11 protein-coding genes are annotated in these 11,522 nt (G+C 62.6%); 7 read left to right on the forward strand and 4 right to left on the reverse strand.

What is annotated here, in order from left to right; all coding sequences use genetic code 11:
• The first annotated feature begins 33 nt into the window (after nucleotides 1–33).
• The 7 genes from hemG (at nucleotide 34) to hemL (ending at nucleotide 7,737) form a co-directional block, all read left to right on the forward strand.
• The gene (gene hemG, locus EDF61_RS07655) at nucleotides 34–1,626 is read left to right on the forward strand and encodes a protoporphyrinogen oxidase (protein ID WP_166650727.1); all 1,593 of its coding nucleotides are present in this window, start codon (nucleotides 34–36) and stop codon (nucleotides 1,624–1,626) included.
• Between the two features lie 92 nt (nucleotides 1,627–1,718).
• Nucleotides 1,719–2,405 carry a hydrogen peroxide-dependent heme synthase gene (gene hemQ, locus EDF61_RS07660; RefSeq protein WP_105657676.1) on the forward strand — a complete coding sequence of 229 codons (687 nt, stop codon included), beginning with the start codon at nucleotides 1,719–1,721 and terminating at the stop codon, nucleotides 2,403–2,405.
• Nucleotides 2,402–3,607 carry a ferrochelatase gene (locus EDF61_RS07665; protein ID WP_133833702.1) on the forward strand — a complete coding sequence of 402 codons (1,206 nt, stop codon included), beginning with the start codon at nucleotides 2,402–2,404 and terminating at the stop codon, nucleotides 3,605–3,607. The genes hemQ and EDF61_RS07665 overlap by 4 nt, the downstream gene beginning before the upstream one ends.
• Nucleotides 3,604–4,578: a hydroxymethylbilane synthase gene (gene hemC / locus EDF61_RS07670; RefSeq protein WP_133833703.1), complete on the forward strand. Its 975-nt coding sequence runs from the start codon at nucleotides 3,604–3,606 to the stop codon at nucleotides 4,576–4,578. The genes EDF61_RS07665 and hemC overlap by 4 nt, the downstream gene beginning before the upstream one ends.
• A gap of 9 nt (nucleotides 4,579–4,587) precedes the next feature.
• A complete protein-coding gene (locus EDF61_RS07675) occupies nucleotides 4,588–5,379 on the forward strand; it encodes a uroporphyrinogen-III synthase (RefSeq protein WP_133833704.1) in 792 nt (263 codons plus the stop codon).
• Between the two features lie 62 nt (nucleotides 5,380–5,441).
• Nucleotides 5,442–6,425 carry a porphobilinogen synthase gene (hemB, locus tag EDF61_RS07680; protein WP_105657510.1) on the forward strand — a complete coding sequence of 328 codons (984 nt, stop codon included), beginning with the start codon at nucleotides 5,442–5,444 and terminating at the stop codon, nucleotides 6,423–6,425.
• A 4-nt stretch (nucleotides 6,426–6,429) separates the two neighbouring features.
• Nucleotides 6,430–7,737 (forward strand): glutamate-1-semialdehyde 2,1-aminomutase, encoded by a 1,308-nt coding sequence (gene hemL, locus EDF61_RS07685; protein ID WP_400288341.1) that lies wholly within the window; start codon nucleotides 6,430–6,432, stop codon nucleotides 7,735–7,737.
• Between the two features lie 176 nt (nucleotides 7,738–7,913).
• Here the strand turns inward: hemL and EDF61_RS07690 are convergent, their stop codons facing one another.
• The 4 genes from EDF61_RS07690 to EDF61_RS07705 form a co-directional block, all read right to left on the reverse strand.
• Nucleotides 7,914–8,762: a MetQ/NlpA family ABC transporter substrate-binding protein gene (locus tag EDF61_RS07690; protein ID WP_105657508.1), complete on the reverse strand. Its 849-nt coding sequence runs from the start codon at nucleotides 8,760–8,762 to the stop codon at nucleotides 7,914–7,916.
• A 103-nt stretch (nucleotides 8,763–8,865) separates the two neighbouring features.
• Entirely contained in the window at nucleotides 8,866–9,531 is a 666-nt protein-coding gene (locus EDF61_RS07695) for a methionine ABC transporter permease (RefSeq protein WP_105657507.1), read from the reverse strand.
• A gap of 3 nt (nucleotides 9,532–9,534) precedes the next feature.
• Nucleotides 9,535–10,527 (reverse strand): methionine ABC transporter ATP-binding protein, encoded by a 993-nt coding sequence (locus EDF61_RS07700; RefSeq protein ID WP_105657506.1) that lies wholly within the window; start codon nucleotides 10,525–10,527, stop codon nucleotides 9,535–9,537.
• Nucleotides 10,528–10,773: 246 nt separating this feature from the next.
• Nucleotides 10,774–11,457 (reverse strand): 3'-5' exonuclease, encoded by a 684-nt coding sequence (locus tag EDF61_RS07705; RefSeq protein ID WP_105657505.1) that lies wholly within the window; start codon nucleotides 11,455–11,457, stop codon nucleotides 10,774–10,776.
• Nucleotides 11,458–11,522 lie beyond the last annotated feature (65 nt).

Below are 11,522 nucleotides of genomic sequence, written 5' to 3' on the forward strand. Positions count from 1 at the left end.
CGGCATATTGTGAAGGTAGAAGGTGCTAGGCACGTGAGCAAGGAACAGCGCAATCTGCGCGCAGGGGATTCAGCTGAAGCCACCGGCGCGTCCAAACCGCGACGCGATATTGCCAACGATGCCGCAGCGCATGCCTTGCGCCTGCTGGAAAAGGTGCGCAGCGCCAGCGAAGCACGCCTAGCGAAGAGCGAATCGGCCGATCAGGCCCAGAAGCCATTGGCCCCGCATGCGGTGGTGATCGGTGGCGGCATCGCCGGCCTGGTCGCTGCCCGTGAACTTCGCCAGACCGGACACGAAGTGACCGTGCTGGAAGCAACCGCGAACTTCGGTGGCTGCGTGCGCACCACCGAAGTTGCCGGCATGGAGATTGATGCTGGCGCGGAATCCTTCGCCCTGCGTGGCGGCATTGTTTCCTCCTACCTCGACGAGCTGGATCTAGGCGGGCAGATCGCCAGGACCTCCGGAGAGCGGGCCTGGCTCATCCAGGGGGAAGAGCAGGAAATTCATGCTCACCAGATGCCTGCCACCGCAATGCTGGGCATCCCGGGCAATGTGCGCACCGACGAGGTGCGCGGCATCATTGGCCGACCGGCCACCGTGCGTGCCGCAGCGGATCTGATCACGCCCATGAACAAGAAGTGGGCCACGGAGAACCTGACCATCGCTGAAGTGGTCCGTTCCCGCATGGGACAGGCGGTACTGGACCAGCTGGTGGCCCCGGTCATCAACGGCGTCTATTCCACCGACCCTGCCAAGATTTCCATTGACGCCGCCGCGCCTGGCCTGCGCCAAGCCATGCAGGAGACCGGTTCGCTGGCCCGCGCCGTCACCCGGCTGCAGGCTTCGGCTCCGGCTGGTTCCCGTGTGGCTGGCCTCAACGGCGGCATGTACACCATGGTCGAAGCCCTGGTGTCCCAGCTGGAGCAGGCTGGCGTTGCGCTGGTGCGCAATTCGCCGGTGACCTCCTTGCGCCACGATGCGCAGTCGCCAACTCCGTATGCAGTCACGACCTTGGGCCATGAACTGCTCGCTGACCGGGTAGTTCTCGCGACGCCGGCAGAGCCGGCACTGGACCTGCTGAACCCCCTGCTGGCACCAGAAGAGCGGATCGCCGGCGAAAGCGGTGCCAATGCCATTGCCTTGGCGATCCTGGTGGTCGATAAGCCGGAACTCGATGATGCCCCGCGCGGATCGGGTGTGCTGGTCTCCAGGAACGCCCCGCTGACGGCCAAGGCGCTGACCCATTCCACGGCCAAGTGGCCCTGGCTCGCCGCAGAGGCCGGCCCTGGCACCCACGTACTGCGCCTGTCCTTTGGACGAATCGGCGAACATGAGCAACTTGTCGAATCCGGAGATGATTCAGCTCTCATCGACCAGGCAATCAAAGATGCTTCAAAGATTCTCGGTGTTCAATTGCATCTTGATGATGTCTTGGGAAGCACCGTTTCACGCTTCAGCGACATGGTTCCGCTGCAGGGCCAGGCCGCTACCACGCGCCGCGCGCAACTGCAGCGCAGCCTGTCGGGCTTCGAAGGGCTCGATGTGGTTGGCGCATGGATTGCCGGCACCGGACTGGCGCGAGTTATCGCCCAAGCCCGCAGTGCCGTCGCGATCAGCGCCCGCTAACCGCACCCGGGCCAACTATCCTGGACTTTTGTCCGAAACCAGATCAAGGAGAATATCAAGTGAGCAACGCACCGGAGCATAATTCCCCAGTAATTCGTGAACGCGAAAATGCAGGAGAAAACCCGACGTTCTTCTACACTCTCTGGACCATTTTCAAGCGTTCGGAAATTGTCGAGCGTTCCGAGGCTGCTGCCGCTGAATTCGATGCGCTGGTCGCCGAGCTGGCCGCCGAAGGCGCCACCGTGCGCGGCATCTACGACGTTTCGGCCATGCGCGAGGACGCTGACGTGATGTTCTGGGTGCACGGGCCATCGGCCCAGCTGCTGCAGGCATCGATGCGCAAGATCCGCCGTTCGGCCCTGCTGGCCGGCACCGAAATCGTTTACTCCACCATGGCCGTGCACCGTGAAGCGGAATTCGCCAAGGACCACTCGCCAGCGTTCGCGCGCGGCCTGGATCCGAAGGAATGGATGACCGTTTACCCATTCGTCCGCTCCACCGAGTGGTACACCCTGGATCCGGCGGCCCGCGGCAAGATGCTGCGCGACCACGGCATCCTGGGCCGCGAATTCCCGAACGTGCTGGCCAACACCGTAGCGGCCTTCTCCTTCGGCGACTACGAATGGCAGATCTGCCTCGAAGCCGACGACATGATCGATCTCGTCGACATGATGCGCCACCTGCGCTACACCGAAGCTCGCCACCATGTGCGTGAGGAGACTCCGTTCTACACCGGCCGCCGCATCTCGGCAGCTGAAGCGCTAGAGGTACTGAAGTGAGCCAGGCCTTTGACCCCCGCGAGGGATATGACCGCAACGGCCAGATGATTCCCAAGTCCTACGATGCCATCTTGCTGGCATCCTTCGGCGGACCGGAAGGGCAGGATGATGTCATCCCGTTCCTGCGCAAGGTCACCGAGGGCCGCGGCATCCCTGACGAGCGCCTGGAAGAAGTTGCGGTGCACTACCGCAAGAACGGCGGCGTCTCGCCAATCAACGCGCAGAACCGTGCACTGAAGGCCGCGCTGGAGGCAGAGCTGGCTACCCGCGGCATCGACCTGCCCATTTACTGGGGCAACCGCAACTGGCACCCGTTTATCGACGACACCCTCAAGCAGCTGGCTGCCGACGGCCACCGCAAGGTGCTGCTTATGGGCACCGGCGCCTACTCCGGCTACTCGGCCTGCCGCCAGTACCGCGAGGATGCGGGCATGGGCCTAGTCAACACCGGGCTGGACGGTGTGGTGGAAGTGGACAAGCTGCGCCAGTTCTTCGACACTCCTGCCTTCGTGACGCCCTTTGCGCAGTCCTTGCGTTCCTCGCTGGCCAATGTGCGTGCGCAGCTGGCCGAAGCGGGCAAGGAAGACGGGGCGATCAAGATCGTCTTCGTCACCCACTCCATTCCGATGGCCGACGCCGAGGCCGCAGGACCCGAAGGTATCCGGGCCGCAGGCTACGGGAATCTCTACACCAGCCAGCACCAGGCGGTGGCCAACTACATCCTGTCCCAGGTGGAGGAGGCCAAGGGCCTGGAGCACAGCCTGGTCTACCAGTCCCGCTCCGGGGCACCGCATGTGCCATGGCTGGAACCGGATATCAACGACGCGCTGGAAGAGGATGCCGCAGCCGGTGTCGCCGGCGTCGTGGTCGTGCCCATCGGCTTCATCTCGGACCACATGGAAGTCATGTGGGATCTGGATACCGAAGCCAAGGACAGCTGCGCCCAACTGGGCCTGGCCTTTGACCGCGTCGCCACCCCGGGCACCCACCAGGCGTTCATCTCCGGACTGGTGGACTTGGTCGAAGAACGCCTGGCCGGCCCCGATGGCAAGGCCCTGCGCGCCGGCCGCACCTCGGTTCTCGAATGCGGCCCATGGTTTGATGTCTGCCGTCCGGGCTGCTGCGAGAAGCGCGCCCTGGACGGAACCTTGCGCCCGACCATCGGCGCAGTCGATTCAGAAGTTGGTGTACCCCAGCCATGACCGAAGCATTTCGCGTAGGAACGCGCGGCAGCGCGCTGGCGACCACCCAGACCGGATGGGCCGCGCAGAAGCTGGCCGGGATTTCCGGGTTGGCCGCGCAGACCGTGCTGGTCAAGACCGAAGGCGATGTGGTGACCGGCTCGCTGGCCACCCTCGGAGGCACCGGCGTCTTCGCCGCCGCGCTGCGCCAGCACCTGCTCGATTCCGGCTGCGACCTGGCCGTGCACTCGCTCAAGGACCTGCCCACTGCGCAGCCCGAGGGCTTGGTCCTGGCCTCGATCCCGCCGCGCGAGGATGTCCGCGATGCCCTGTGCTCGCGCGACTCGCTGGGCTTGGACCAGCTGCCCCAGGGTGCGAAGATCGGTACCGGTTCGCCGCGCCGTGCAGCCCAGCTGCTGGCCTACCGCAGCGACTTCGAGATTGTCGATATCCGCGGCAACGTCCCCACCCGCTTAGGCCGGGTCAAGGGTGTCGGGAAGACGCTGGATGATGGCAGCGTGGGCCGCGGCACCCAGGGTGACCTGGACGCGGTGATCCTGGCAGCTGCCGGGATGCGCCGCCTGGGCTTGGACAAGCACATCACCGAGTACCTGGATCCCTCCATCATGCTGCCCGCCCCGGGCCAGGGCGCCTTGGCGCTGGAAACCCGTACCGCGGGCACCGGCCACGGCGCATTGGATGCGGCTCTGGCGCAGTTCGATGATGCCGCCACCCGCATGCAGGTGGAGGCCGAACGTGCGCTGCTCTCCGAATTGGAAGCCGGCTGTGCTGCCCCGATTGGCGCCTTGGCCCATATCGAGGGCGATGAGCTGGTCCTCGAAGCGGTGGCCTGCAACCCCGATGGCTCGCAGACCATGCGCCGCAGTGCGCGGATCTCCTGCAGCACGGCGGATGCAGCACAGCAGCTGGGCCGTTCGCTGGCGCAGTCGATGATCGCTGATGGCGCTGCCGTAGTTGCCGGGCTGGCCTAGTTCCGGACCATGGCTTATCAAGCACTGATCCTGCGCAACCCGGCACGTGCCGCGGCCACCGTGCAGGAATTCGATCGGCTGGGCATCACCTCGTGGTGCGCCCAGCTGATCGAAACTGTTTGGCCCGCCGACCGCAGCGCATTGCAGCGCATGGCCAGCGATCTGGTCGCCGGAGACTACTCCTGGCTGGTCTTCACCTCGGTGAATACCGTCAAGGTGGTGCAGCAGGTGCTGGCTGGAGCGCTCCTGCCGGAGCAGCTGCGTCTGGCCTCGGTTGGAGAGAAGTCCACCGAGGCCATCAAGCGGCACTTGGGCCGCAGCGTGGACTTCGAAGCTGAAGAGCAATCGGCTGCCGGCATGCTTGCGGCATGGATCCCTGAGCCGGGTGCCAGGATCTGCTATCCGCACGGCGATCTGGCCAGCTCCACGCTGGCTGATGGGCTGGGCAAATACCCGGTGCAGGTCAACGAATTCATTGCCTATGAAACCGTGGATGCCCCGGCGCCCGGCACCCCGGTCTCTGAGCCGGAAGCGGCAGCCGGACTCAACGTCCTACCGGCGAACCGGATCGGTGACAGACTGGAAGAACAGGATTTGGTGGTCTTCTCGGCGCCCAGCGTGGTCCGCCGCTTCGTGCAGCTGGCAGGGACGCAGCTGCCCGGGAAGCTGCAGACCATCGCGATTGGCCATCCAACGGCCCGGGCTATGGAGCGTGCCGGGCTGCCGGTGCATGCCGTGGCCTCCGCTCCCACCCCGCAGGGCCTGGCCCGTGCGGCCCAAGATTTGCTCCGGCACCGGTAACTCCGGGACCGGAAGTGTGCACAACGGAATAAGAAGTTATGAGAACTGGAGAAAGAGGAGCCATGGGTTTCCCTCAGCATCGCCCGCGCCGGTTGCGGCAGAATCCTGCCATCCGCCGCCTGGTGGCAGAAAATGAGCTTTCGGCACGCCAACTGATCTTGCCTGCCTTCGTGCGCGAGGGACTGGTCGAACCCAACGAGATCACCTCCATGCCGGGGGTCTACCAGCACACCATGGACTCGCTGAAGGCTGCCGCGGCGTACGCGGCCGAGCTGGGGCTGGGTGGCATCATGCTCTTTGGCATCCCGGAAGTACGCGACGAGAACGGCTCGGCCGGTCTGGACCCGCAGGGCATCTTGAACCGCGGCATTGCCGCGGTGCGCGCCGAGGTAGGCGATGAACTGGTGGTCATGTCCGATGTCTGTCTGGATGAATTCACCTCGCACGGCCATTGCGGCGTGCTCGATGCCCAGGGCAACGTGGATAACGATGCCACCTTGGAAATCTACGGTCAGATGGCCGTGGCCCAGGCCGAAGCCGGCGCCCACATGCTGGGCCCGTCGGGCATGATGGACGGCCAGATCGGTGTCATCCGCCAGGCACTGGATGCTGCCGGGCGCCAGGATGTCTCCATCCTCGCCTACAGCGCCAAGTACGCCAGCGCTTTCTACGGCCCGTTCCGCGAGGCAGTGGACTCCCAGCTGGTGGGGGACCGCCGCACCTACCAGATGGATTCGGCCAACCGCAGCGAAGCGGTGCTGGAAGCTGAACTGGATATTGCCGAAGGCGCGGACATGATCATGGTCAAGCCGGCCATGAGCTACCTGGATATCGTGCGCGATATTGCCGATATTTCCCCAGTTCCAGTCTCCGCCTACCAGATTTCCGGCGAGTACTCGATGATCGAGGCCGCCGCCGCCAACGGCTGGATTGACCGCAAGGCGTCCGTGCTTGAATCGCTGCTGTCGATCAAGCGCTCCGGTGCCCAGCAGATCCTCACCTACTATGCAGCCGAAGTTGCCGGCTGGCTCAAGGAAGGCAAGTAATAACATGTCGAACTCTGAAAAGCTTTTCGCCGAAGCCCGCGAAGTCATGCCAGGTGGCGTGAACTCCCCGGTGCGCGCCTTCGGTTCGGTCGGCGGTGTTCCTCCATTCATGGTCGGTGCCAAGGGCGCATACCTGACCGACGCCGACGGCAAGGAGTATGTCGACCTGGTGTGCTCATGGGGTCCGGCACTGCTGGGCCACGCCCACCCGGAGATCCAGGCTGCCGTGCACGCGGCCGTGGACCGCGGTTTGTCCTTCGGCGCATCCACTCCGGATGAGGCCAAGCTCGGCGCGCTGATCAAGTCCCGCATGGGCGGGGTGGAACGCGTGCGCATGGTCTCCACCGGCACCGAAGCCACCATGACCGCCGTCCGCCTGGCCCGCGGCTACACCGGCCGTGACCTTGTCATCAAGTTCTCCGGCTGCTACCACGGCCACCTCGATGGCCTGCTGGCCGACGCCGGCTCGGGTGTTGCCACCCTGGCCTTGCCAGGTTCCGCCGGCGTGACCGCTGCCACGGCAGCAGAGACCTTGGTGCTGCCCTATAACGACCGCGCCGCCATCGAGGCGGCCTTCGCCGAGCACGGTGCGAATATCGCTGCGGTGATTACCGAATCTGCTCCGTGCAACATGGGTGTCGTAGTTCCAGAGGACGGATTCAACAAGTTCCTGAAGGAAACTACCGCCAAGCACGGCGCGCTGCTGATCCTCGACGAGGTCCTCACCGGCTTCCGCGCTTCCTCATCGGGCTACTGGGGCCTGACCGGCAAGGAAGAGGGCTGGAACGCAGACCTCTACACCTTCGGCAAGGTCATCGGCGGCGGTTTGCCCACCGCGGCCCTGGGCGGACGCGCTGAGGTCATGGACTACCTGGCACCATTGGGTCCGGTCTACCAGGCAGGCACGCTGTCGGGCAACCCGGTAGCGATGGCTGCCGGCATCGCCCAGCTGACCCACGCGACCGAGGACGTCTACGCGCACCTGGCCAAGCAGTCCGAGGCGCTGCAGGGTGCCATCACCGAATCCTTCAATGCTGCTGGCCTGGACCACTCGATCCAGCGCGCCGGTACCTTGTTCTCGGTAGCTTTCGGCACCTCCGAAAGGGGAGTGCGCAACTACGCTGACGCGCAGGGGCAGGAAGCCTTCCGCTATGCACCGTTCTTCCACTCGATGCTGGACTCCGGGGTGTACCTGCCGCCAAGCGTCTTCGAAGCATGGTTCGTCTCGGCGGCCCATGATGATGCCGCAATGGAGAAGATCTTCGCGGCCCTCCCAGCAGCTGCCCGGGCCGCTGCGGCCGCCACGGCCTAATTGCAGGCTCCCGAGGGCAACAGCCAGGGCCAGGCAGGCACCGTGAGGTGCTTGCCTGGCCCTGGCTCATTTAAGCCTGGAAAGACGGTGGGAAACGGAACTGCCCGAGTTCCGTATACGGAACTCGGGCAGTCAAGGTTCAAGCGTTCGGGAATGCCCCGTGGCTGGAAACCGGATTAGAAAGCGGCGATAACGCTGCCGTCGGTCCAGGTCTTCTCGATGTAATCGCGGACCTCATCGGAGTGCAACAGCTCTTCAAGCTTCGCAACAGCCGGGGTCTCTTCGCCGTCGCGCCAGGTCAGGAAGTTGGCGTTGGGGTTGTTCGCGCCCGACTCCTGGGCAAGCATCTCTGCTTTGTCCAGCTTGGCCTGGACGATGTAGTTGCCGTTGATGACCGCCAAGCCGATGGAATCATCGGACTTGTAGTACTGGACGACCTGCTCGGCGTTGGCGTCAGTGATTTCGAGGTTCAGCGGGTTCTTGTCCGCGTTGCCGTTGACGGTCAGCAGGGAATCATCATCGCTGAGGTTCTGCAGCAGCCCTGCTTCTTCCAGGACGCGCATGCCGCGGATCTGATTCACCGGGTCGTTGTTCAGCAGTACCTTGGTGCCTTCTGCGACGTCCTTGGCGTCCTTGAACTTCTTCGAGAAGACGGTCATTGGCTCCACATGAACGCCAGCGCCGTGCGCGAACTCGTAGCCCTTTTCCTTCATCTCGGTAGCCAGGTAGGCCTCGGTCTGGAAGTAGTTGGCATCCAGCGAGCCGTCGGCAAGTCCGGTGTTCGGGGTGACGTAGTCATCGATCTCCATGACTTCCAAGTCGATGCCGGCTTCCTTCGCCAAGTTCTCATCGATGAAGTTCAGGATGTCTGCCTGTGGGACCGGGCTGGCGCCTACCTTGATAACCGTAGGGTTTGCCGGATCCAGGGTCGCTGCAGCATCAGCAGTTGGTTCGCTGCTGCCGCAAGCAGTCAGGGCGAATGCGGTGGCAACACCGGTGATGGCGAGTGCGAGTTTCTTGCGCATAACTTGTCTTTCCTTAGGTAGAGCCGTGAGGCACGATGCGAGTGGATTTGCCGTGTCCTCAGCGGTTCCACGGCTCCGCCGGATAGACCGGCGGAAGTTTTGACTAGCGGTGATCGACCTTGCGGGCGATCGCATCACCGATGACCTGCACCAGCTGGACCATGATCACGATAATCACGATGGTCGCAAGCATGATGGGCATGTTGTAGCGGACGTAGCCGTAGTTGTAGGCCAGACGACCCAAACCGCCACCGCCTACCAAGCCAGCCATCGCGGAGTAGCCGATCAAGGTCACCAGAGTGGTGGTGACGGCCGAAATGATGCCGGGCATGGCTTCAGGCACCAGGACCTTGCGAATGGTTTGCAGCTTGGTGGAACCCATCACCAGCGCGGCATCGACCTTGCCAGCGGAAACATCGCGCAAGGCGGTTTCCACCAGGCGGGCGAAAAATGGGACCGTGCCGATGGTCAAAGAGACCGAGGCAGCGATCGGGCCCAGCGCGGTGCCGATGAGCATCGCGGCGAACGGAATCAGGGCGACCATTAAGATGGCGAACGGGACGGAACGGGTGATGTTCACGATCACCGTGGAGAGAATCGCGTTTAGCCAGCGGACCGGCGCCAGTCCGCCTTTGCCAGTGACATGCAGCAAGATACCCAGCAGCAGTCCGATGATCACGGTGATCACACCTGAGATCAAGACCATCTGCAGGGTTTCGACGGTCGCTTGGCCTACGGCCTTGAGTACGGTGGGGGTGAAGAAATCCATTGCTTACTTGGCTCCCTTCACGGTTACGGCGATGCCGGTGGACTTCAGGTGGTTCACGATTGCATCCAGATCCGCGTCGGGAGCCAGCTGCAGGCGCAAGTGCGCGTACTGCTGGTTGCCAAGCTGCTCGACCGAACCAGCCAAGACATTGACATCGGTATTGAACAAGCGGGCAATGGAAGAGATGACAGGCTGGGTCGCCTGGCCGCCGGTGTAGAGCAGGTCCAGGATCGGTCCTTCGCCCTCGATGCGTGGTGCGTCGCCCGGAAGCGGGAGCAACGTGGAAGCCAAAGTGCCTTCGGCGTTGGTGATGACCTGTTCGATATTGCCGTGCTCCACGATCTTGCCGCCTTCCAGCAGCGAAACGGAATCGCAGGCTTGCTTCACGACGTGCATTTCGTGGGTAATGATCAGCACGGTGATGTTCAACCGATCGCGCAGCTTCTTGACCAAATCGAGGATTTCATCGGTGGTCTTCGGATCCAAGGCACTGGTCGGCTCATCACAGAGCAGGACATCCGGATCGGTGGCCAGCGCCCGGGCGATACCAACGCGCTGGCGCTGGCCACCGGAAAGCTGGGATGGGTACCCTTTGGCGAACCTGGTCAGGCCCACGAGCTCCAGGAGTTCAGCGACCTTGGCATCAATTTCGGCTTTGGGCATGCCACCAAGCTCCAGCGGGTATGCCACATTCTGCTCGGTGGTGCGCGAGTCGAAGAGGTTCGCGTGCTGGAAAACCATGCCAATTCGACGTCGCGCATTCCGTAACTCGTCGGTGCTGACGTTGGTCAGCTCCTTGCCGTTAACGGCAACGGTTCCGGATGTGGGCTGGTCGAGCAAGGTCAAGCAACGGACGAGAGTGGATTTACCCGCTCCGGAATGTCCGACGATGCCATGAATTTTCCCGGTAGGGACTTCAAGGCTGACACCATCAAGGGCAACAACATCCTTGCCGTCTTGCTGGTAGACCTTGCGCAGGTCACTGACTGTGATCACTAGGCGTGTTCCTTCAGATTCTCAAAGGGTGTAGAGAGTACCCTCCATTGAATCATCATCGAACAAAATCGCCCGAATCAAGGGGAAATTACAGTCAAGATTCTTAGTATGAGGCCTTAATGGGGGAGCCTTCGAATATAATTTGTTGATTTGTGACAGAAAATGAACGATTGGCTTCCGCATGGTGGTCGCGAGGCCTGTTGACCCCATGTGAAACGGGGCACAAGAAGCTGATTATTTCAATCTTTACGACTCGGTGATAGGCCAAGCGCCGTCGACAACAGCTTCAGGCTTCGTCTTGCGCAAGTATTTCTGGAAACTTTCTGCCTGTTCTTTCGCCCAACCGATCTGCCAGCCGTGCAGCACCATCGGATCTACTTGCAACTGCGGATAGCGTTCGCCCAGCTGGCGAGCGACCTCGACGCAGGCAACTGCATCGGCCAACGAGGTGTGCGCATTTTCGAGGACTACACCGTAGAACTCGCAAGCCGCCGCAAGGGTGCGCTTCCCCTTGCGGAACTTGTCAACCTGCTTGTCGATGATGAACGGATCGATCACATTGCCCGGGAAAAACGGCTCAAGGTCGTAGCGAACGGCTTCGCTGTAGAGCACTGAGAAATCGTACGAAGCATTAAAAGCAACGATTGGCGCTTGCTCCGAGGCGAACTTCAGCAAATTCAAGATCTCCTGAACGGACTGTTTCGCCGGGGCACCGTCGGCGCGGGCTTTCTCGGTGGAGATTCCGTGAACTGCGGCCGCGGCCTCTGGAATCTCGACCCCGGGGTTTACCAGCCACTCGCGGTTGTTCACCACTTTGCCATCGGCATCCAGCAAGACAACCGATGCCGTAACGATGCGTGCAGTATTGGTATCAACACCAGTGGTTTCCAAATCAAAGCCAATTGCCAGGCCCTTGTGCCATTCAGTCATGGATATAACGCTACAGCCAAGGCGGGACAGGACGGCCCTGCGAATTGCGTGTTGTGGAGTCCTGC

The sequence above is a fragment of the Arthrobacter sp. JUb115 genome, assembly GCF_004365035.1.
GTDB lineage: Bacteria > Actinomycetota > Actinomycetes > Actinomycetales > Micrococcaceae > Glutamicibacter.